The 21,126-nt window shown below is 69.6% G+C and carries 18 protein-coding genes; 8 read left to right on the top strand and 10 right to left on the bottom strand.

The features are described from left to right. Window positions 1-80: 80 nt before the first annotated feature. From IEY84_RS26275 to IEY84_RS26260, 4 genes are all read right to left on the bottom strand, one after another. Window positions 81-731, bottom strand: coding sequence for an exonuclease domain-containing protein (locus IEY84_RS26275; protein ID WP_183544456.1), 651 nt, complete (start codon window positions 729-731; stop codon window positions 81-83). Window positions 732-798: 67 nt separating this feature from the next. Then, the gene (locus IEY84_RS26270) at window positions 799-1,221 is read right to left on the bottom strand and encodes a hypothetical protein (RefSeq protein ID WP_183544455.1); all 423 of its coding nucleotides are present in this window, start codon (window positions 1,219-1,221) and stop codon (window positions 799-801) included. A gap of 26 nt (window positions 1,222-1,247) precedes the next feature. Continuing rightward, the gene (locus IEY84_RS26265) at window positions 1,248-1,544 is read right to left on the bottom strand and encodes a DUF2087 domain-containing protein (RefSeq protein WP_183544454.1); all 297 of its coding nucleotides are present in this window, start codon (window positions 1,542-1,544) and stop codon (window positions 1,248-1,250) included. After that, window positions 1,541-2,536: a TIGR01777 family oxidoreductase gene (locus tag IEY84_RS26260; RefSeq protein ID WP_183544452.1), complete on the bottom strand. Its 996-nt coding sequence runs from the start codon at window positions 2,534-2,536 to the stop codon at window positions 1,541-1,543. Before IEY84_RS26260 ends, IEY84_RS26265 begins: the two co-directional genes overlap by 4 nt. Window positions 2,537-2,794: 258 nt before the next feature. On the opposite strand from IEY84_RS26260, the gene IEY84_RS26255 reads away from it, so the two are divergent. From IEY84_RS26255 to IEY84_RS26245, 3 genes are read left to right on the top strand one after another with little or no spacing between them, the layout of a single operon-like run. Beyond that, window positions 2,795-3,238, top strand: coding sequence for a hypothetical protein (locus tag IEY84_RS26255; protein ID WP_183544449.1), 444 nt, complete (start codon window positions 2,795-2,797; stop codon window positions 3,236-3,238). Next, complete coding sequence (locus tag IEY84_RS26250; protein WP_183544447.1) at window positions 3,235-3,858, top strand: TetR/AcrR family transcriptional regulator; 624 nt, start codon at window positions 3,235-3,237, stop codon at window positions 3,856-3,858. Before IEY84_RS26255 ends, IEY84_RS26250 begins: the two co-directional genes overlap by 4 nt. A gap of 29 nt (window positions 3,859-3,887) precedes the next feature. After that, the gene (locus IEY84_RS26245) at window positions 3,888-5,126 is read left to right on the top strand and encodes an MFS transporter (protein ID WP_183544445.1); all 1,239 of its coding nucleotides are present in this window, start codon (window positions 3,888-3,890) and stop codon (window positions 5,124-5,126) included. A gap of 86 nt (window positions 5,127-5,212) precedes the next feature. Here the strand turns inward: IEY84_RS26245 and IEY84_RS26240 are convergent, their stop codons facing one another. The 3 genes from IEY84_RS26240 to IEY84_RS26230 form a co-directional block, all read right to left on the bottom strand. Continuing rightward, the gene (locus IEY84_RS26240; RefSeq protein WP_183544443.1) at window positions 5,213-6,454 is read right to left on the bottom strand and encodes an HNH endonuclease signature motif containing protein; all 1,242 of its coding nucleotides are present in this window, start codon (window positions 6,452-6,454) and stop codon (window positions 5,213-5,215) included. Window positions 6,455-6,661: 207 nt separating this feature from the next. Next, entirely contained in the window at window positions 6,662-7,591 is a 930-nt protein-coding gene (locus IEY84_RS26235; protein WP_183544441.1) for a phosphotransferase, read from the bottom strand. Between the two features lie 51 nt (window positions 7,592-7,642). Next, a complete protein-coding gene (locus tag IEY84_RS26230; RefSeq protein ID WP_183544439.1) occupies window positions 7,643-7,939 on the bottom strand; it encodes a DUF1905 domain-containing protein in 297 nt (98 codons plus the stop codon). Window positions 7,940-8,011: 72 nt separating this feature from the next. On the opposite strand from IEY84_RS26230, the gene IEY84_RS26225 reads away from it, so the two are divergent. Beyond that, entirely contained in the window at window positions 8,012-8,455 is a 444-nt protein-coding gene (locus tag IEY84_RS26225; RefSeq protein WP_183544437.1) for a pyridoxamine 5'-phosphate oxidase family protein, read from the top strand. Window positions 8,456-8,548: 93 nt separating this feature from the next. After that, window positions 8,549-8,806: a hypothetical protein gene (locus IEY84_RS26220; protein WP_183544435.1), complete on the top strand. Its 258-nt coding sequence runs from the start codon at window positions 8,549-8,551 to the stop codon at window positions 8,804-8,806. Window positions 8,807-8,859: 53 nt separating this feature from the next. On the opposite strand, the gene IEY84_RS26215 is transcribed toward IEY84_RS26220, so the two are convergent. From IEY84_RS26215 to IEY84_RS26205, 3 genes are all read right to left on the bottom strand, one after another. Further along, the gene (locus IEY84_RS26215; protein WP_229789036.1) at window positions 8,860-13,515 is read right to left on the bottom strand and encodes a family 78 glycoside hydrolase catalytic domain; all 4,656 of its coding nucleotides are present in this window, start codon (window positions 13,513-13,515) and stop codon (window positions 8,860-8,862) included. A gap of 168 nt (window positions 13,516-13,683) precedes the next feature. Next, the gene (locus IEY84_RS26210) at window positions 13,684-15,333 is read right to left on the bottom strand and encodes a DNA repair helicase XPB (protein ID WP_183544433.1); all 1,650 of its coding nucleotides are present in this window, start codon (window positions 15,331-15,333) and stop codon (window positions 13,684-13,686) included. A gap of 9 nt (window positions 15,334-15,342) precedes the next feature. Then, entirely contained in the window at window positions 15,343-17,349 is a 2,007-nt protein-coding gene (locus tag IEY84_RS26205) for a helicase-associated domain-containing protein (RefSeq protein WP_229789034.1), read from the bottom strand. Between the two features lie 282 nt (window positions 17,350-17,631). Here IEY84_RS26205 and IEY84_RS26200 point away from each other — a divergent pair, with 282 nt between their 5' ends. The 3 genes from IEY84_RS26200 to IEY84_RS26190 form a co-directional block, all read left to right on the top strand. After that, window positions 17,632-18,459 carry a PP2C family protein-serine/threonine phosphatase gene (locus IEY84_RS26200; RefSeq protein WP_183544429.1) on the top strand — a complete coding sequence of 276 codons (828 nt, stop codon included), beginning with the start codon at window positions 17,632-17,634 and terminating at the stop codon, window positions 18,457-18,459. After that, the gene (locus IEY84_RS26985; protein ID WP_183544427.1) at window positions 18,456-20,378 is read left to right on the top strand and encodes an FHA domain-containing protein; all 1,923 of its coding nucleotides are present in this window, start codon (window positions 18,456-18,458) and stop codon (window positions 20,376-20,378) included. The genes IEY84_RS26200 and IEY84_RS26985 overlap by 4 nt, the downstream gene beginning before the upstream one ends. Before the next feature lie 13 nt (window positions 20,379-20,391). Beyond that, window positions 20,392-21,126 (top strand): RDD family protein (locus IEY84_RS26190; protein ID WP_189129328.1); only part of this gene is annotated, 735 nt, incomplete at its 3' end.

Raw genomic sequence — 21,126 nt, 5'->3', positions numbered from 1 at the left:
CGCCGATGATCTACTGATGTCCGAACGGGGGTCTCCGGTTGCATTTCTGTCGGAAATGCTCTCGATTCCGGGCCGATCTCTCAGCGACGCCGGAAACTGCTGAACCAGCGGCGCAGGGTCCGCTTGAACCGGTGTCGCGCGCTGTTGCACTCCACCAGGGGCAGCATGACACCGGCTCGGTCGGCGTCGGCCAGCTCGCGCAGCAGGATCTCCGCGGCTACCCGGGTGTCGTCGCCGGCGTCGTGCGCCTGCAGCTGCTCCACCGCGTAGTAGGCGGCGATCGTGGCCAGCGACTTGTCGGGAACCTCCAGCGCGAGCGCCTTCGCGAACCTCATCGTGCACAGCCACTCCAGGACCTCGAGCCGCACGCCTGCACGGTCCGACTCCACAGCCACGAACGCCCAGTCGAACGCGGCGTTGTGGGCGACGAAGACGCGGCCGGCGAGGCGCTCGGCGATCAGGGGAGCGACATCTCGAAACGGCGGGGCGTCGGCGAGGTCGGCGCTACTCAGCCCGTGGATCTCGACGGGCCCCGGGTCGACGCCCGCGCCGGGGTTGACCAGGCTCTCCCACTCCGACTCGGCGGTGCCGTCGGCAGCGATCTGGCGGATCGCCACCTGGATCACGCGGTCGCGGTAGGGATCGAGCCCGGTGGTCTCGACGTCGAGGACCGCATAGCCCTGTCGGCCGCCCCGGGCTTGGCGTCGGCCGCGTGATTCGGTGGTGGTCACACTGCTGACGCTATCGGTGACCACCGACACTCGGGCCCTGGCCGGTGCTACGTCCCCCCACCCCTCCTCAGATCGTCAGCGCCACGATCCCGACGATGACGAGCACGAGGACCGCCAGGACGGCGATCAGCGCGAGCACGCCGGGCTTCTTCTGCTTGACGTGCCCGATCGCGCCCTTCTGGAACGTCGTGGCGGGCGCGGCGTAGAACACCGGAACGGTCTGGCCATCGGCGACGTCGAAGCTCAGGGACGCCTTGCCGAACTTCCAGGTCCACTGGGTGTACATGTCGACCGTCCACCGTCCCGGCGGCACCGGGAAGACGTTGCGGCCGTACTGCGTCGGCATCTGGTAGCCGTTGAGCATCACCGTCGGCACGATCATGTTCGAGGTCATGTGGCTGCCCTGGATGGTCAGGTCGATCCACCCCGCGGGCGGCTGTCCGGGCGCTGGCTGGCCCGAGTGGTCCGGCATCGTCATGCGGGCGATCATGCCCGATCCCCGAGAGCTGCGCAGGATCAGATCTCCACACTGCCGCCGTCGCGCCAGTAGAAGCCGCCCTCGCGCATCATGAACCCCTCTTCGTGGAGGTAGCGGCGCAGCGCGGCGACGTCGTCGTGGAACTGCCGCAGGATCTCGTTGACCTCGCTCTCGGGATAGACCTTCCCGGGCTCGAAGGCCTGCGCGAGCTGATTGAGCACCACCAGCTTCTTCACGTGCTTGGACGGGATCGTCAGCAGGCGCCCGTCCTTGCCGAAGAACCGCCTCAGGGTCTCGGCGTCGTCGGGGCGGGGTTGCCAGGTCGCACGGGTCACCTCTTCATCGTGGCCGATCCGGCCGGGCGATGCGACTGGTTTCGCTGCCGCGCCCGGCCGACCAGGTCGTGGGCGGCGGAGGTCCAGTCGGCGTACTCGAACTCGAAGCCCGCCTCCAGCAACCTCCCCGGGACGACGCGACGGCTCTTGAGGAGCAGCTCGGTGTCCGTACGCAGCGCCCACGCGCCGATCTCCGCCATCCAGCGGGTCGCGGGCAACCCGGTCGGCACCCCGGCCTCCTTCCGCAGCGTGCGCATCAGGTCGCGCTGAGGCAGCGGCCCTGGGGCGGTCAGGTTCACCGGTCCGGAGATGTCTTCGCGCTCGATGAGCAGATTGCAGGCGCGTACGAAGTCGGTCTCATGGATCCAGGAGACGAACTGGTTGCCGCCGGCGACGGGGCCGCCGAGACCGAGGCGAGCCATGGTGAGAAGGACGTCGAGTACGCCGCCCTTGTCAGGGCTCATCACCATCGCCGAGCGGAGTGCGACCTTGCGGGTGCGCGGCGTCGCCGCCGCGGCCTGCTCGGCTTCCCAGCGCTTGGCGATCCGTGTCGAGTACTCCCAGTAGGCGGGGGTGTCCGGCTCGTTGCCGCCGATGATGCCGCTCGCCTCGTCGTTGGGTGCGTCGAAACGGTGTGCGTAGATCGTCGCGGTGCTCATCTGCAGCCACGTGGGCGGGGGAGTCGAGGCCTGGGCGATCGCCTCCCCGACGACCCTGGTCGACTCGATGCGCGAATCCATCATCTGCTTCAGGTTGGCGTCGGTGTAGCGGCAGCTGACCGACCGGCCCGCGAGGTTCACCACGACGTCCGCGCCGTCGATCTCGTCAGTCCACGGACCGATCGTCCGGCCATCCCAGACGCGGTGGCGTACGCCTTCCTCCAGCTGTTCGGGTTGGCGGGAGAGCACCACCACCTCATGTCCTCGCGCGCTCCAAGCGCGCCGCAGGATGCCTCCGACCTGCCCGGTTCCACCGGGGATGACGACCTTCATGGAAGCGACCCTACGACTATTTGAGCGATCGCTCAATACTGTTATGCTGTTTTTGAGCAAACGCTCAAAGTCGGGATGCGGGAGGCGTGCGTGGCAGATCGGTTGTGGTCGGTGTTCTGGGCGTTCTGCCGGTGGTGGTTCTTCGGAATCGTGCTCGGTGTCGTCGTCGGAGGATGCGTGGGTAACGCGGTGATACCGATCGGCGGGGCGCTCGCTGGGGCTTGATATGGCGGCATAGTCGGGGCCGTCATCGGGCTGGTGGAGGCGCCACTGGTCGCCCCCGTGGTGCTGTTCCCGTCGTCGGCGGTCGTCGACCGCATCTGGCCCGGCCTGGTGGGCTTTGCGATGACCGCTGCCTTGGCCTGCTCGAGAATCTTCGCGGGCGGGGCGTCCGAGACCGGATGGGAGGACATCGCGCCGCTGCTGGGCATCGCGGCGGTGTCTGGGGCGGCGTCGTCCTGGTTCGGAGTGGCAGTGACGCGGCGCGTACGGATCCCGCTGCGGGTAGTGGTGCTTTCGGCCCCTGCATTGGGTCTGATCTGCGCTGTCGGGGGCGTCTTATCCTGCCTTTCTCACGACGGGGCGTCGGAGTCGGACATCATCGCCATGTCCGTGCTGGTGGGACTCGTCTGTGGGGGCATACTCGGCGGAGTGCTGATCGTCTTCAACCAGCTCATTGCCGAGGAGCCCGCCGCAGAATGAACCCCACCAAGGCCAAGCTGATGCTGGCCGTGACCGACCTGCTCAAGGAGGACGGGATCGCGGGGCTGTCGGCGCGGGCGATAGCGACCCGTGCGGACGTCAACCAGGCGCTGGTCTTCTACCACTTCGGCACCGTCACGGACCTCGTCGACCAGGCGTGCCGGGCGGCGACGGACGATGCGGCAGCGTCCTACCGAGACGAGTTCGCGGAGGTGACCTCGCTGCGCGAGCTGCTGGAGCTCGGACGGGTTCTTCACGAGCGCGAGCGGGCCGCGGGCAACATCACGGTGATGGCCCAGCTCCTGGCCGGCGCGCAGCGGGACGAGACGCTGGCTGAGACGGCGCGCTACGCGTTGGGCCGGTGGAACGGTGAGATCGAGGCCGCGGTCGCACGTGCGTTGAAGGGAAGCCCGGTCGAGGACGTCGTGGACGCCCCCGGCCTCTCGCGCGCGATCAGCGCAGCATTCGTCGGCCTGCTCATGTACGACGGCGTCGACCGCCCCGGCGCCGACTCGGCCTTCACCTCCCTCGAGCAGCTCGGCGCGCTCGTCGAGGTCATCGAGGACCTCGGCCCGGCGGCCCGGCTCGTCCTCCGCTCCCGGCTCAAGGGCCGCAGCTAGAGCCATCCGCTGTACGGTAGGAGACGGACGTGGAGCACCGCGCTGGCCGGAGCTTTCGGACGTTGCTCGTGGCGTTGGGGATCGACAACTTCGGATCCGGGCTCGTCCTTCCGATCACGATGCTCTACCTGGTCCGGGTCGTCGGAATAGACGTGGGCGTTGCCGGTGTCCTCGTTGCCGGCGGCTCGGTCGTCGGCCTCGCCGTGCCGGCGCTTGCCTCACGCGGTGTCGACTCGGTTGGCCCGAGGGTGTTGGTGATCGGGTCCCAAGGGATCCAAGCCATTGGGATGGCGACCTTCTTCGGGGCCGATGGCCCAGTGATGGCCACTGCAGGGATCGTCCTCTCAGCAGCAGGCCTACAGCTGTTCTACAGCTCGATGAGTGCGCTCGTCGCCGATGTGGTCGAGGACGGTCCCAAGGACCACGCGTTCGCGATGGTGACCCGCGTTCGCGGGGCGAGCTTCGGCCTGGGCGCACTCGCTGGCGGGGCGCTCGCGTCACTCGGCGACCCCGCCTGGATGCGTGCCGGCGTGGCCTTCAACGGGGTGACGCTCATCCTCGCGCTGTCTCTGCTGTCGCTCGGCGTCCACGGTCAGAGGCGACCTGCCGGACGGGACGCGCCGGGGGCGGATACGGCACCTGCGCGCGTACTCTCCTCGCGACCCTTCATCGGGCTGATGGTGGTCGCATTCTGTTCGACGCTGCCCATCGACTTCTTTCTCAGCGGCAACGCCATATACGTCACCGACTACCTCGGGATGGACCCGTGGGTGATCGGCTTCGGCGTCGCGCTGCTCACCGTGTTCAGCAGTGTGTTCGGGAGCGTCGCCGTTCGCTTGACCGATCGATACACCAGGATCACCACACAGATGATCGCGGTCGTCCTGTTTCTCGTATGGGCACTAGTCAGCGCCGCCGCGGTCCACCTGCCGTCCGGTGTCCGCACTGCAACAGTCCTGGTGCTGGCCGTCCTGATCGCCTTCGCGAACGTGGTGCCGATGGCCAGGCTCGCGGCCATGGTCGAAGCCACCGCGCCGAAGAGTCACAAGGGCAGGTTCCTCGCAGTCTTCCAATACCCCTTCTCGATCGCGCAGGTTGTCGGGCCCGGGCTGACATCGCTGCTGGCAGTTGCGAGCTGGGTCCCCTGGGTGATCATCGCTGTCTTGCTCGTTGTCGCCCTGCTGGTCCTCGGCTGGCTTCGGTCGGCACTGCCTCACCATGCCGTTCGTGTCGAACCCATATCGGCGCGTATGAGTGCGCACGACTAGTGGTCGCCGCCGTCTGATTTGGGCGACGATGAGGCTGGCCGTGTACGAGCGGCCTCCCGCAGGGTGGGTCGTTGGGCGTGGCGGGCCTATCTGCGTCGAGTGAAGCGGATGTCGCCGTTAGGTAAGCGTTCACGGGCGTAGGCGTTGTCGTGAGCGCGGTGGTGGTGATGGCTGCAGAGCAGGGCAGCGTTGTCGAGATCAGTCGTGCCGCCTTGGGCCCAGGCGAGCCAGTGGTGGGCCTCGGCCCAGGTCCCGGGGATGTCACACCCTTCGGCCTCACAGGTTGCTGACCGCAGCAGGAGGGCACGGCGCTGGGCTGCTTGGAAGAAACGTTCTTTGCGACCGAAGTCCAAGACCTCAGAGGGACCACCGAGAACGGCCGGGATGATGCCCGCAGTGCAGGCCAGCCGTCGGGCTTCGGCTGCGGTGATCGGGCTGCCGCCCACGATCTCGCCGATCCCGGTCTCGCTGCGGAGCTGGTCGAGACCGATCGTGATGATCACCGTGGTGGCGTCCCCGCCATGGATCGGCAACTGGGCAGGGTCCAGGGTCTCCAGTAGCTGGCAGAACGCGCGACCCAGGCGACGGGCGTAGGGCAGGTAGTCGCCGGTCTCGGTCCGGGTCCCGTCATCACGGCGGGGTGAGGCGAAGGCCTCCAGGTTGGTGGCGAGCCGGTCCGCGGTCGCGTCCGGGACCACCGTAGTGATGCGGGTGGTGCCGTCGCCGAGGCGTCGCATGGTGAGCCGGGTCTTCTTGCGGGCGTGGGCCTCCTCGGCCGCGAGCCGTTTGGCCTCTTCGGCCTCAGCGATCTCCGGAGCGATGACATCCAGGATCCGACGGCCCAGGCGCCGCAGCTGGGTGGGGTCGAGCTCGGTGGCGTACCCGACCAGGGCCTCCTCGGCCATCGTCTTGATCTCAGGGTCCAGGTCGGTGGGTAGGTCGTCGAGGGCAGCGACGATCACGGTGGCCTGGGCCGGGTTGCAGACTCCGGCACGCATCGCCGCAGCAACCTGGTGATAGGTCCGGTCCAACGCTGTTGCGAGCCGCTGGTCGGCGCGCAGGTCCTCGGGGCGTTGGTGGGTGTGGTGATGCAGCCACGCCGCGACATCACGAGCCGCAGTCTCGGCAGCGACATCGTCAGCAGCCGCGAGCACCCGCAGTTCGAGCTCGGCCAACTGGGCCTTGGCCCGGGCGATCTCCAGGAGAGCCGCGGCCTTCTGGTCGGTGGCCATGAACGTGGGGTTCGCGTCCGCTACCTGCTCCAGGCAGGTGGTGATCGCGACCACCGCGCCCAGCACAGGGTGCTGGGGCTGCTGCAGCGCGGTCATCGATGGTCACCTCCGGACGTACGAACTCAAAGGATCTGCCCACATGCAGATCTGTCTTGGTTCGCTGGTCCCGGAGGCCCGCCAGATACGGGCTATTACTTACCCTCGCAGCTCGGCGCTCACGCCCCTGGTTCCCCTGGATTACCCCACGCCCGATGTGTCCCGGGTGAGTGGCACGCCTCAGTCTGAGGTGGTCGGCCTTCACGTTCACGCCTGCGCCGAGCCTACCATGCGTAGCAAACTGAAACCAGCGAAAACGACCGAGAACTCAATCAGGGACAGATATCCCAGCGAGAACCCAGACCGCTGCTGGAAGCCCGCAAGACACCCACATGGCACCCAGCCCAGGCACCCTGTCTTGTAAATCTCCCAACCCAGACACCGTATTGGCCCCACCCGTGCTGGAACCCAGACACGAGACCAATCGGACACACCTCCAGCAACCACACCCGCCAGCGGCCAGCGAGCATCCAGACCCCGCTCACCCCGCCACCGCCCCCGAGCCATCACAAGCCTGTCGGCGCACCGCCCGCGCATCGTCTCCCAGTAGTACGGAAAGGTCATCACGGCGATGAACAGCGCCCACGCACGTGCGCGAAGCCAGGTGTCGTCGTCGAGGTCGAGGATCTTCCGGAGCTCGACGGTCGAGGACCGAAAGTCGGAGTCGAAGTCGGCGATCGGCTGACCGCGATACCAGCGCAGCTCGGGGTCGGAGATCGCCTCGTCGGGAACAGCGGTGCGGCAAAGTCCGGTCACCGCCTCGGCAAGATCTTCGGCGGTCACATCGCCTGCGCCGGGGCGCGGCTTCTCGCCCTCGATCCAGCGTACGACGCTCCAACGTTCGGGGTAGCCGAAGCCGGGCTCGCCGACCGTCAGCACCTCGGGCGTCGCGACGGGGACGCTGGCCGCGAGCTCCGGCAGCCAACGCGCCTCCTGCGTGATCGCGGCCGATCCACCCGGTTGGCGGGGGAGGCGTGCGAGCCACTCCTCACCCAGGCGGAAGAGCCGGTTGGTCGACCCGGTCGAGGTCAGCGGACGTAGGGGAAGGTCTGCGTACGCCGCCAGGTCCCGCCTCAGCAGGGACCGCACCAGGTGCTCGTCGATCATCAGCTCGTCATCATGCATCGGGGCGATCACCGGCCGAGCCAACCATGTCGACGGCCGACCACGCGCGGGAATTTCGCGCGGTCAGATCAGCGTGATGGTGATGACGGCGCGGTCATCGACCTCGAGGCCCTCCCGGCGGCGTACGTCCTTCTTGATCGGCAGCGCATAGCCGTCTTGACCTGGGAAGACCGAGGTCCGCCAGACGGTCGTCCCGATCCTCGCCTCGACCCTCACCGATCCGAATCCGCGGGGCGGACCGACCGCGATCGACGCTTCCCTGATGTCCTCGGTCACCTCGGGCGGAGCGGTCACGAAGATCCAGGCATCCGTCTCTTCCTTCCATGGCCACAGCTCGGCCTCGAACTCCCAGGTCTCCATGTGCCCATCTTCCCCGTTCTGCGTCCGGAAAATCATGGACCGAGCCGCATGGTCCACGGCTAGGGTGCGGCCATGGCTGCTCCTCGCTCCCTCGCTCAGAGGCTCGCTGACACCCGCGCCCGTCTGGAGAACGACGTCGACCTGTGGATCTCCTCGGCGCACGAGGACCAGCCGTGGCTGGTGCCGATCTCGTTCGTGTGGTGGGAGGGCGAGATCTGGATCGCGAGCATGGGCGGTGCGCGTACGCAGCGGAACCTGTCGGCCTCCCCTGCCGTGCGGCTGGCGCTCGGTGAGCTGCGGGACGTGGTGATCATCGACGGTCGTGCCGAGGTCGCGCCGATGGACCGTACGCCGAAGCGGGTGCTCGAGATCTACGCCGAGAAGCAGGGCGGGGATCCGAGCACCTGGGCAGACAGCCTGATCCGGGTGCGGCCGACGAAGGTCCAGGCCTGGCGCGAAGAGAACGAGCTCGAGGGCCGCCACCTGATGCGCAACGGCCGCTGGCTGGACGAGTGAGGCCGGGTGTGCCGACCGGTTGAGCCAATCTTGTCGGTGGCCTCTGCTTAGGTGGTGCTGAGGACGACATCCGATCCAGACGGAGGAGATGTCATGACCATGAGCGTGACCATCGATGAGGAGATCGAACGGCTCGAGGAGGAGTTCGCCGAGCGGCCGGCGTGCGAGTGCAGCTGCGGCAGCCCGGACAGTGACGTGGAGCCCTGTGGGGAGGTGGCGGCCTATGCCGTCACCGTGATCTGTCCCGACGATCGCTGCACCCATACCTACCTGCTGTGTCAGGAGTGCCGGGACCAGTGGGTCCAGAACTGTCCACCGCCCCACCGGCTCCGAGTGGCAGCGCTGGGCTGAGATGCTCGGAGCCGGCGGGATGGTCGGTCAGGCCGTGCCTGGGTGGCCGGGTCTCATCGGATCGGCACCACCCATACGTCGGCGACCGACGGGTCATAGTCGCCGGCGGTGTCCTGGAACCGGATCCGTGCTGAGCCGTCCGCAGTCAGGTCCGAGGGCTCCACCAGGAACTGGTGGGTCATCGTGCCCTGCCCGCCGGCGGTGCGGCTCAGGTCCACGCTGTGCGCGACCTGACCGTCCAGGGTGACGTCGTAGGTCTTGCGCCTCGCGCCGTCGAACGTCTCGACGATGCGGACCACGAACGGTCGGTCCGTCGGCACCTCGGCGTCGAACTCGAACCAGCCCCCGGGATAGGAGGAGTGCGTGTAGCGGCGGGTCAGCCCCGCCTCCTGGTTCGATCCCGACCACTCGGAGGCGGTCAGCCGGTGAGCGGTCTCCGAGGTCGCGTCGCCGAGGTCGACATGATCGGCCGAGTCTGCCGGCGGTGTCGCGAGCCCGACGGTGACGGTGGCCGCTGCCTGCTCCGTCGGCGCCGGCCCGGTCGCGACGGTCAGCGCCGCAGGGCCGGCCACGACGCTCTGCGGCACGACGACCTCGATGTCGACCTCGGTGTCCTGCCCTGCCGAGATCTCGTAGCCGACGGGTTCCGCCATCCAGCCTGTGGGGCCGGTCAGCGCGACCTCGCCGCGCTGGGTGACCCCGCTGCGGTTGTGCAGCACGGCGGTGACGGTTGCCGTCTGGCCGCCGTCGACCGACGCCGGGGCGCTCGAGGTCGCAGTGATCTCCACTGCGGAGCCGATCATCAGGGTGCCGCCGACCGGGAGCACGGCGGTACCGCCCGAGCGGATGTAGGACACCTCGCCGGTCAGGTCCACGGTGCCGACCTCGGCGTCGTCGGGGATCTTGACCTCGAAGACGTGCTCGACATGGCCGTCGGCGGGCACCTCGCCGGCGGGCGTGCCGACCGGCTCCGCCGTCCAGCCCTCGGGCACGTCGAGCGCGGAGGTGACGTCGCTCAGCGGCTGCTTGCCGGTGTTGTCGACCCGCACCGACATCTCGACGACGTCGCCGGGGAGGACCTCCTCGGCGGGGACCTGCAGGGTGGTGACCGCACCGACCAGTCGCGCAGACGCACGCGAGAGGCTCTTCTCGATCGTCGTCACCCGATCGCGCAGATCGGCCGCGGCCGCAGCAGCGAGCGCACCGGTGGCGGCGTACATCTGAACGGCGCTGTCGAGCCTGGCGGCCGCTGCGAGCCCGAGATGGACCGCCTCGGCGACGTCCTGGGCAGCGGCGTCGTCGGCCGCGAGATCCCAGGCCGCGTCGATCTCGCCGCGCAGCGTGTCGGTCCGATCGGTGAGGTCGCGCTTGGCGGCCTTGCCACTGGTGCCCTCCACAGGCAGCGCGGAGATCTTGGCAGCCGTCGTGGCGCCCCCGGCCCGCGCGGCACCGAGGTCACCGAGCGCCGGAGCGACCGCGAAGCTGTAGCTACCGGACCCGACCTCGACCACGACCACGTCCTCGTCGTACCGCACGAACTCGACGTCCTTGGCGTCCTCGATCGGCAAACCGCTCTCCGTCACCGCCCACCGGTTCGCGGCCGGGATCCGCACCTCGGCGGTCGTGTTCGCCGGAACGGTGACGTCCAGGGTCATCGGACCGTCGGCCGTGCTCCACGCGCTCTTGACCGTGCCGTACGGGGTTTCGAGGCTGTAGTCGACATCGTCGATGCCTTCGCCCGGCTCCGGCGCGATCCGCACCTTGCGATAGCCCGGCGCGGCCTCGGACACCCCGGCCATGGTGCGGTACATCCACTCACCGACCGCGCCGTAGGCGTAGTGGTTGAAGGAGTTCATGCCCACGTCGTTGAACGAGCCGTCCGGGTTGATCGAGTTCCAGCGCTCCCAGATGGTGGTCGCGCCCTTGCCGATCTCGTACCCCCACGACGGGTAGTCCTGGTGCTGAAGCAGCTTGTAGGCGATGTCGGTGCGACCTGCCTTGGTCAGCGCCGGCAGCAGCCCGTCGACACCGAGGAAGCCGGTGGAGAGGTGGTAGTCACGTCGCTCGAGCGTCTGCACGAACTGCTCGTACACCGCCTCGCGGCGGTCCTCCGGCTCGAGATCGTTGGTCAGGGTGAGGATGTACGCCGTCTGGCTGTCACCCTTGACCGAGCCGTCGGCGCCGATGAAGGCCTTCTGATAGGCAGCCCGGATGGCCTCGTAGCGAGCCTGGTACGCCGCGGCGTCGCCGTCCCGCCCGATGGCCTTCGCCATCTGCGCGAACTCGCGCGTGCTCTTCGCGACGAACGCCGTGTCCAAGACGTCCGCGGGCGTCGGGTCGTCGAGGTTGAGCCAGTCGAGGTAGCCGCCGGCCGACCGGATGTGGCCGGTCGAGTCGGCGTCGAGGAAGTCGACGTACCGCTTCATCATGTCGTAGTTCTCGGTGATGACGCCGGTGTCGCCGTACGCCTGCCACAGGGTCCAGGGCACGTGCACGCCGGCGTCCATCCAGCCTGCCGACTCGTAGCCGCCGTCGAAGCGGCCAGGGACGACCGGGGCGACGCCGGGCAGCGACCCGTTCGGGCGCTGGGTGTCGCGAAGGTCCTGCAGCCACTTGGTCAGGAACGACTCGGAGTCCATGTTGTAGACCGCCGTCCGGGCGAAGACGTTGATGTCGCCGGTCCAGCCCATCCGCTCGTCGCGTGCCGGGGTGTCGGTCGGGATCGAGAGGAAGTTGCCGCGCATGCCCCAGACGATGTTGCTCTGCAGCTGGTCGATCAGGTCGGAGCTGGTGTCCAGCTTGCTGGTCAGGTCGCCGTCGGTGCCCACCACGACGCCCACGATGTCGTCGGCGTCGGGCGCCTCGTCGACGCCCGAGACCTCGACGTAGCGGAAACCGTGGAAGGTGAAGGACGGCTCGAACGTCTCCGGCTCGTCGGAACCGAAGGTGTAGGTGTCGGTCGCCTTCGCGGAGCGCAGGTTGGCGGTGTAGAGCGTGCCGTCCGGGTTGAGCACCTCGCCGTGACGGATCTTGACCGTCTGACCCTTCTTGCCCTGCAGCTTGATCCGGACGTGCCCGACCATGTTCTGGCCGAGGTCGTAGAGGTAGACGCCGTCGGTCGGCGACTCGATCCGCTTGGCGGTCTCGAGCTCCTCGGTCACGCGTACGTCGACCGTCGTCTGCGGCTCGAGCACGTCGGTCGGTTCGTCCCGCACCGCGGTGGCGGCCCAGTCCTGGTCGTCGTATCCGGTCTCATCCCAGCCGTCGACGGCGGCGGCGCGCCGGGCGTCGTACCACTCGCCGTCGAGCAGGTCGGCCTCACGGGTCGGTCCGCCCGTCGTACGCCAGGTGTCGTCGGTGCGGATGGTCTCGCTGGTGCCGTCGGCGTAGTCGACGACGAGCTCGGCGATGAGGGAGTTCTCGGTGCCGTAGACGTCCGTGCCGAACATCGCGACCTTGCCGGTGTACCAGCCCGGGGCGACCTCGGCGCCGAGCACGTTCTCGCCCGAGGTGACCTGGTCGGTCACGTCGTAGGTCTGATAGTCGATGCGCTTGTCGTACGCCGTCCAGCCCGGTGCGAGCTCGGCGTCGCCGACTCGCTCGCCGTTGAGGCGCAGCTCGTAGACACCGCGTGCGGAGGCGTAGATGCGGGCGCGGGCGATCTTCTTCTCGCCCAGGTCGGCCTCCTTGCGCAGCAACGGCAGCCCGTCGTCGCGCCTCAGCCAGGCCTCGCCGCCGGAGCCGTCGACGCGGAGCCCGTCGTCGGTGACTGTGCCGGAGGTGAAGGTGTGGTCGTCGGCCGGGAAGTCGGTGTCCACGAGGGTCGTGCCGTCAGCGCTGGTTACGGTGACGTCCTGAACCACGCCGGACTCTGCCCCGTTGGTGCGAAAGCCCATGACGCCCGGCTTCGAGAAGCTGGCGTCGGTGCGTCGATCGAGCTGCTGGCCGTCGATCGTGGTGGTGATCGTGTCGCCCGCGACGTTGATCGCGTAGTCGTGCTCGGCGTCGAAGTCGAAGCCGGCAGGGACCGGCTTCGCGGGGAGCACCGAGTAGCCGCCGTTGCGCTTCACGTGCGGCCGGAGGGCGTCGTCGGTCTCGCTGAGCTGCCACATGTAGGCGTTCTCGGTGTCCTGGCCACGGAAGTAGACGCCGAGAGCACCCTTGATGTCGGAGGCGGTGAACTCGATCGTGTAGTCGGTCCACTCCGCGCCCAGCTCGGGTGTCTCCGGACCGATCCAGTCGGCGGTCCAGGCCTGGTCGCCGAGTCCGGTCGCGAAGGTCGCCGGCTCGCTCCAGGCGGACGGAGCACCCTTGTCGTCCCAGACCCGCACGGCCCAGACATAGTCCGTACGAGGCTTCAGGGCCGGCCCGGCGTACGTGACATCGACCGACTGGCTCGACTTCACCTTCGGGCTCTCCCACACATCGGGCGAGGTGAGCTTCTCCGTCGTGGAGGCGACCCGGATCTGGTAGGCCGTCTGGGTCACGCCGCGGCGGTCGGAGTCGAGCTGCCACCCGAGCGTGGGAGCGGTCGTCGCGATCCCGAGCGGGTCGACCAGCGCGTTGGTGCGCAGCTCATCGACGACAGGGAGCGAGTCGGCTGCCTCCTGCGCGAGCGGCTGGGCGGCGCCGGCCATCGGTGGTGACACGGTGGGGACGAGGATGACGGCGAGACAGGTCGTTAACGACCCGGCGATGCGTCGGCGCACAGCGACTCCTGAGGGCGGGGGATTGAAACGGTTCAATCAGTATGGCGTGCGTCACATCAACCTGACAACGCATTTGGCTGCATCCGGCCACGGAATCGCGCCTGACAGGCAAAACGATTCAACCGACATCGACGTCGGTCGTTGCCGGACTTGCGGGCCGGAACCTGCTCAGGAGGTGAGGTCGTCGAGCGAGTCGGCGTCGACGATCCGGTATGCGTAGCCCTGCTCGGCCAGGAAGCGCTGGCGGTTCTGGGCGAAGTCGGCGTCGACGGTGTCGCGGGAGACGATCGTGTAGAAGTGCGCGGTCTTGTTGCCGTCGCCGGGACGCAGCAGCCTGCCGAGCCGCTGAGCCTCCTCCTGCCGGGAGCCGTACGCCCCGGAGACCTGGATCGCGACCTCGGCCGAGGGCAGGTCGATCGAGAAGTTGGCGACCTTGGAGACGACGAGCAGATCGATCTCGCCGGAGCGGAAGGCCTCGAAGAGCCGCTGCCGCTCCTTGATCGAGGTCTTGCCCTCGATCACCGGGGCGTCGAGCGAGGCGGCGATCTCGTCGAGCTGCTCGAGGTACTGCCCGATCACGAGCGTGGGCTTGCCCGCGTGGGAGGCGACGATCTCCTTGACCACGTCGATCTTGTGGTGCGTGCACGAGGCGATCCGATAGCGCTCGTCGGGCTCGGCGGTGGCGTAGACGAGCCGTTCGTCGGCCGGCAGCGTCACCCGCACCTCGACGCAGTCCGCCGGCGCGATCCAGCCCTGTGACTCGATGTCCTTCCAGGGGGCGTCGTAACGCTTGGGGCCGATCAGGGAGAAGACGTCACCCTCGCGCCCGTCCTCGCGCACCAGCGTCGCCGTCAGCCCGAGCCGGCGGCGCGCCTGCAGGTCGGCAGTCATCCGGAAGATCGGCGCGGGAAGGAGGTGGACCTCGTCGTAGACGACCAGCCCCCAGTCGCGGGCGTCGAGCAGCTCCAGGTGCGGGTAGGCGCCCTTCCGTCGCGTGGTCAGCACCTGGTAGGTGGCGATCGTGACCGGCCGGATCTCCTTGACCGAGCCCGAGTACTCGCCGATCTCGTCAGGGGTCAGCGAGGTGCGGCGTACGAGCTCGTCCTTCCACTGCCGCGCGGAGACGGTGTTGGTGACGAGGATCAGCGTGGTCGCCTGGGCATGCGCCATGGCGGCAGCGCCGACGAGCGTCTTGCCGGCGCCGCAGGGGAGCACGACGACCCCGGAGCCACCGTGCCAGAACGACTCGGCCGCCTCCGTCTGGTAAGGACGAAGCGTCCAGTCGGTGGTGTCCAGGGCGATGGTGTGGGCCTCGCCATCGACGTAGCCGGCGTAGTCCTCGGCCGGCCAGCCGAGCTTGAGCAGCGCCTGCTTGAGGTTGCCGCGCTCGGAGGGGTGGACGACGACGGTGTCCTCGTCGACCCGGGCGCCGAGCATCCCGGAGATCTTCTTCGCCCGGAGGACCTCCTCGAGCACCGCCCGGTCGGAGGAGACCAGCACCAGGCCGTTGGCCGGGTTCTTCTCCAGCCGCAGCCGGCCGTAGCGGGCCATCGTCTCGGCGACGTCGACCAGGAGAGAGTGGGGGACGGGGTAGCGGGAGAACTCCAGCAGCGTGTCGACGACCTGTTCGGCGTCGTGGCCGGCGGCGCGCGCGTTCCACAGTCCCAGCGGCGTGAGGCGGTAGGTGTGGATGTGCTCCGGCGACCGCTCGAGCTCTGCGAACGGCGCGATCGCCTTGCGGCACTCACCTGCCCGGGCATGGTCGACCTCGAGCAGCAGCGTCTTGTCCGACTGGACGATCAGGGGGCCGTCGTTCACCGCACCAGCCTACGGCTGCGTCGGGCGCACGCTCCGAATGCGGGAGAGGGCGAAGGAGCGTACGTCGTCCTCGACCCGGGCCGCGAGCGAGCCGCCGTCCAGGCCGAGCGGCTCGACGTGCGCCTCCCCGGCGACCCCGCGGCCGTCGACGTAGGAGATGACGACCTTCTCCCCGGCATCGATGGCCTCGTGGAGGATCGCCACCGTCGAGGCCGGTTCCGGCGGGGTAGGGCGTGCGGTGGCGGTCTCGTCGCCTGCCTTCACCCTGGCCGCCACCGCGGTCGCGCGGGCGGCGAGATGGGCCTCCTGGACACCGGCCGGGCGCTGGCCGGTGCGCACCTTGGCGCGCTTGGCGTCGGGGCGCGCGACGTGGACCGAGCCGTCCGGGGCCTCGACGACCGGCGCCAGCCCGAGCTCGCGCAGGCGGGGGAGGAGCGAGTCGAGCGCGACGGTGCTGAGGACCACGGTCGGCGCCAGCCGACGCAGCCCCAGGGACCTGGCCGCAGGGTGGGCCAGCAGCTCGGCCAGCGCCGCCTCGTCGTCGCTGCGCAGGTAGGCGGCGGCGAACCCGACCCGGATCGTCCCGAAGGTGCGCGCCGTGTCGTCGACGAGGTAGGCCAGCGCCTGCGGCACGGGAGTACGCGAGGCGGCGGCGAGGAAGGCCTGGATCTCGGCAGCGGTCCAGCCCCGGTCCATCGCGCGGCGCACCGACTCCTTGGTGAAGCGGTAGACCATCGCCCCGCCGTGCGACTCCACGGTCGCCACCACGGCCAGCGTGCGCGCCAGCGCCGGCTCGAGCGGCCCCGGCGCGACCGCGGTCAGGTCGCCCTGGAGCAGCACATGGTCGACCGGCTCCGGCAGCATGCCGGCCAACGTCGGGATCGGGTCTTCGCCGGCCACCAGCAGTCGACCGTACGCCGCCAGCCCCCCGAGCGCCGCCAGGCCGAGCGTCTCCGCCTCGCTGAGCGTCCAGGCGACCAGAGACTCGCGTGACTCGGTGCGGGTGCGCGGCCGCCGCGGCCGTTCCCAGGCCATCCTCGCCACCACAGCGGCGGGACCGGTGCCGGCCGCGAGCACCTCGCCGTCCGCGAGGTCGGCCAGGAGGCGCAGGGCGAGTCGCCGGGTCTCCGCTGCCGATGCGCCGGCCATGTCGGGGGCCAGCGCGTTCCAGGTCTTTCCGGCAGGGTCGCGCTGACCGACCAGGCCAGGCAGCCGCGGCGTCGCCAGCCAGGCTCCGGCTGCGTGCGCCCAGCGGGCCGCCAGCGGCTGCTCGAGCCACTGGTCGTAGAGCACGGTGGGCATCCAGGACGGGTTGCCCTCCTCGTCGGTGCCGAGCGCGAGCAGGCCGGCAGCCCAGGCGACCTCGATCAGCAGCGCTGCGGTCGGCTCGCTGACGTGCAGCCGCTCGGCGGTGGCTCTCAGGTCCCGCACCGTCAGCCCCGCCCCGCCGCGCAGCGACCGGGGAGGCCTGGCGCCCCAGGCGTCGAGGAGCAGCTCCAGGTTGCGTACGAGCTCGAAGGCGGCGCCCGCGGCGGCCCGGTCGACCTGGGCCGACGGGCGGGAGGAGGTCGGCAGCGGCGGTGGGACGTCGGCGGGGGCGAGCGTCGTCCGGCCGCCGCGCAGCGCCACGCCGACCTCGCCGGGCAGGATCAGCATCTCGTCGCCCGAGGGCACCAGCAGGCCGTGAGCGATCAGCTCCTCCGCGGGCCCGGCGGCGTCTGCCACCGATACGCGCGGGCGCGCGCGAGAGGAGGAGGCCTGGCCGCCGCCGGTGTCGACCGCCTCCAGCATGGCGCGGGCCTCGGTGGAGACAGCCGCGAGGCGGCGTACGACTTCTTCCTGGTCAGACCCGAGATGGCCGGCGAAGGGCTGCAGCCCGGAGACCCCCGGCGAGCCCGGCAACAGGGCTGCGACACCGGTCACGGCACGCAGGCCGTTGAGGGAGTGCCACACCAGGCAGGTGTCCTCCAGATGAGAAAGTGCTCGTGTCGTGGCGTCCACTTCCGCGTTCACCATGGAAGATAAGTGGGCTTTGGTGGTTTGATTCGCGAGGACAACGGCATCAAGCACGATCAGCTGGAGATGGCTAAGGTCATCCAGCGCAGAGTGCAAGGATGTGCGAGTGGCTGCTCGGGCGGCGAGTTGGCCGGAGTCATGAGGGGACGGCGTGGCGAGATCAGGACGAGCAAGAAGCAGGCGTGAGATGCGCTCTGTGGGCCAAGAGCGCAACTGGTCTGCGAGCGAGCGGAAGCCTGTGTCCATCAGCATCACGCTATCCCGGCAGGCCTAGGGGGCGAGATGTCCAGGAAAGTAGTGATCGCACACGGGGCCGCGACCGATGTCGGGCAGGTGCGGAAGGTCAACGAGGACTCACATGTGGCTGAGCCTCCGGTCTTCGTCGTAGCCGACGGCATGGGCGGCCACGATGGTGGTGACATCGCCAGCGAGATGGTCATCCAGGAGTTCGCCAAGCTCGGCGGGACCCATTACGTGTCCGAGTCCGGTAGCCAGGCGATGGTCGAGGCGCTCCAGGCTGCACAGGACCGGATCGTGGCCTTTGCGCTCGAGCAGCGCTCGCGCGGGGCCTCCGACTATCAGTCCGGCACGACCTGCGCCGCGGCACTGATCGCCGACGGCGGGAGCAGCCCGCTGTGGATCCTGCTCAACGTCGGTGACTCGCGGATCTACCGATACTTCGACGGTACGTTGAGCCAGCTCAGCCGCGACCACAGTCTGGTCCAGGAGCTGGTCGACGCCGGGCAGATCACGCGCGAGCAGGCCGAGCATCACCCGGAGCGCAACGTGGTGACGAGGGCGCTGGGCGGGATGGCTCCCGCGGTCCCCGACATCTTCCAGGTGACGCTGCCGGTCGGTGCCAGGCTGATGCTGTGCTCGGACGGCGTGAGCGGAATGATCTCGGATGCTGAGATCGCCGACATCCTCGCGGCGGAGGACACCGACGCCCGCGACACCGCCGAGAAGCTCGTCGCCGCCGCGGTCGAGGCGGGTGGCAGGGACAACGCCACCGCGATCGTGGTCGATGTGATGGGATTGACGGAGGAGAACCCGTATGACTCGGAGCAACAAAGGGTGAGTATGGAGCAGAAGCTAGGAGTGCTGCCATGAGTGAGCAGTCAGCAACCATCGCAAGCACGTCCTACATGCCGGGCACGTGGTTCGGCATCATCGGTGAGAGCGCCACGGTGCTGCTCCCGCCCTCGGAGAAGAGCCGTGCGGGTGCGCTGTGGGCGCTGGTCGATGACGGTGCCGGGTTCGACGAGGTGCTCGATGCGCTCGTCGCGACCGGGCTGAGCTCGTTGCCGGGCTTCGTCCTCATCTCGGGCGACGTGACGCCTGACGGTGGCAGCGTACGCACGGTCGTGCGCGGCGCGTCGGTGGTCTCGTTCGACGCCGCTGAGGGCACCGTCGAGGTAGACGGGTCGTCTTCGAAGACGTGGGTCGAGCGCACCCTCGAGGGTGTCACCCGGATGTCTGTCTCGCTCGGCGAGGAGGGCGCGACCGGTGAGCCGATGACGGCTCTCGGTGGCTTGCTGCGGGTCTCGGGCCTCGAGGTTCCGCCGCCGGCGCCGGAGTCCGCCCACGACGACTCGCCGGAGAGCCGCGCCGGATTCGTCGGCGCCCCGGTGGCGGTCGAGGAGGGCGCGGACGACAGTGTCGACGAGCCCGCGCCGGGCGACCCGCTCACCGATCCTCTGCCCGAGGACGACTACTCCGACCCCGTCGAGGAGCAGAGCCCCGACGAGGACGAGCCGGTCGCGGCTCCGCCTTCGCTCTCTGTCGTGCCGCCGATCCCGGTCTCGGGTGACCTCCCGGGCCTCGGCGACGACTCCGACCGCGCACCGGAGTCCGAGTTCGACATGGACTCCGACCCGGACGAGCCGATCTCGGTCAACCGTGGTGAGGAGTCCGGCGAGGCGCCGGCCCCTCGGCATGACGACCTGACCGAGCCGACCGAGGCGTTCGAGATGCCCGCCGCGTCGCACGACGCGGACGGCGCCGAGGACCAGGTCGACCAGGACTATCCCCAGTCTGCCTCCGCCGGCTACGAGGACGACTACGCCAGCGACGAGCACGCCGCTGCGGTGGCGTCATCCTTCGGGCCGGCCGCGGTCTCCCCGGAGCCTGTGGCTGACGGAGACGCCGCCCCCGACGCCGAGACCGAGGTCCTCGACGTCGTCGACGAGGAGACCTACGACGAGCCCCGCTCGTACGAAGAGCCCCGGTCGTTCGACGAGCCGGAGTCCGCTCAGGCGCCCGCCTTCGGACCGCCGTCGATGCCGCCCCCGCCGCCGCTGACGACGCCTCCTCCGCCGCCGGTCGATGCGCCGCCCGCTCCCTTCGAGGCGCCGGCCGAGGGTCTGATCGAGTCCGCCCCGGTCGACGCACCGATCGAGGCGCAGCCCGAGGACGGCCCGCCGCTCGGCCCGCCAGGGACCGACATCCCGCCCGCACCTCCCGCCCCGCCTGCGTTCCCGGCCCCGCCTGCGCCGCCCGCGCCGCCGGCTCCGCCGGTGGCCCCGGTGCCGCAGAACCACGACGAGCCTGTCTGGGAGGAGCCCAACCCCGATGAGGACGACCACGACGGTCTGACCCGCATCGGCGTCGGTGAGGACCTCAACGCCGGGCTCGCCGGGATCCCCGGTCAGCCCGAGGCTCCGAAGGTGACCGCCTACCCGGTCGCGCGCCTGGAGTTCTCCAGCGGCGACCGCGTGGAGGTGGACCGGGTCGTACTCGTCGGTCGTGCCCCTGAGGCGAGCCGGTTCACGCCCACCGAGCAGCCGATGCTCGTGACCGTGCCGAGCCCGCACCAAGAGATCTCCTCGACGCACTGCGAGATCCGTCCGGGTGCAGGAGTCGACCACGGCGCAGCGGTGGTCACCGACCTCGGCTCGACCAACGGCACCGTGCTGGTCCAGCCCGGGCTCGGCCCGGAGGATCTGCGTCCGGGCGTACCCGTCCAGCTGATGCCCGGCGCCGTCATCGACCTCGGTGACAGCCTCACGATCCGGGTGACCAACCCGTGATCGAGCGGTGAGCGTGGCCGGCCTTCAGGCGCCCTCGGTCGAGGCCGCGATCGCGGAGCCGGATCGTCGGTTCTACGCCTTCGCCATCGACCGGGTGATCGCGTGGACGATCTTCGCCGCAGCGGGGTTCGTCGCCTGGCTGGTCTTCTTCCGCAACGGAGACCCGCTGCCCGGCGTCGCGCTGATCGTCGGCGTGGTGCTGGTGGTCTGGATGGTCGGCACCGTACTCACCGGCTCCGGAGGCAAGACGCCGGGGAAGATGGCCCTCGGCCTCCGCGTCGTCAGCGATGACTCCGGAACGGCGGGCCGTCCGATCGGCGTCGGCAAGGCGTTCGTACGCCAGGCCCTGCTCGGTCTCTGCACGATCCCGACGCTCGGCATCGGCACGGCCACCTTCGCCTGGGTTGCCGCGATGGACGAGCGCGGTCGTCGCCAGAGCTGGCACGACCGTCGCGCGGGCTCGGTCGTGGTCGACGTACGTCCTCCGGCCGTCGTCGAGGCCGAGGAAGAGGCTCCGGCGCCGCGCCGCATCGTCAACCTGACGACGATGCGCCTGAAGCAGGCCGAAGCGACGCCGGAACAGGCCGAGCGGCCGCAGACCCCGGCAGCGCCGACCCAGAGCGCCGCGGACCTGGCGGCGGCGGACCAAACGGCGGCGGCGCGGGCTGCGGCGGATCGGGCCGCAGCGGCTCGGGCTGCTGCGGAGGCTCAGGCCGCTCCGACCCAGGTCCCGGGTCCGATCGCCCGC

Origin of the sequence: Nocardioides albus, assembly GCF_014648255.1 — a bacterium.
GTDB lineage: Bacteria > Actinomycetota > Actinomycetes > Propionibacteriales > Nocardioidaceae > Nocardioides > Nocardioides albus.
The sequence above is the reverse complement of the archived record's forward strand: the minus strand, read 5'-3'. Positions and strand labels throughout refer to the sequence as shown.

What these genes read in the sequence shown, in the direction of transcription:
- IEY84_RS26250 (WP_183544447.1), top strand. Translation starts at nt 3,235, where the DNA reads ATGAACCCCACCAAGGCCAAGCTGATGCTGGCCGTGACCGACCTGCTC.
- IEY84_RS26225 (WP_183544437.1), top strand. Translation starts at nt 8,012, where the DNA reads ATGGCTGCTCCTCGCTCCCTCGCTCAGAGGCTCGCTGACACCCGCGCC.
- IEY84_RS26260 (WP_183544452.1), bottom strand. Translation starts at nt 2,536, where the DNA reads ATGAAGGTCGTCATCCCCGGTGGAACCGGGCAGGTCGGAGGCATCCTG.
- IEY84_RS26205 (WP_229789034.1), bottom strand. Translation starts at nt 17,349, where the DNA reads ATGGTGAACGCGGAAGTGGACGCCACGACACGAGCACTTTCTCATCTG.
- IEY84_RS26985 (WP_183544427.1), top strand. Translation starts at nt 18,456, where the DNA reads ATGAGTGAGCAGTCAGCAACCATCGCAAGCACGTCCTACATGCCGGGC.
- IEY84_RS26270 (WP_183544455.1), bottom strand. Translation starts at nt 1,221, where the DNA reads ATGATCGCCCGCATGACGATGCCGGACCACTCGGGCCAGCCAGCGCCC.
- IEY84_RS26220 (WP_183544435.1), top strand. Translation starts at nt 8,549, where the DNA reads ATGACCATGAGCGTGACCATCGATGAGGAGATCGAACGGCTCGAGGAG.
- IEY84_RS26240 (WP_183544443.1), bottom strand. Translation starts at nt 6,454, where the DNA reads ATGACCGCGCTGCAGCAGCCCCAGCACCCTGTGCTGGGCGCGGTGGTC.
- IEY84_RS26230 (WP_183544439.1), bottom strand. Translation starts at nt 7,939, where the DNA reads ATGGAGACCTGGGAGTTCGAGGCCGAGCTGTGGCCATGGAAGGAAGAG.
- IEY84_RS26200 (WP_183544429.1), top strand. Translation starts at nt 17,632, where the DNA reads ATGTCCAGGAAAGTAGTGATCGCACACGGGGCCGCGACCGATGTCGGG.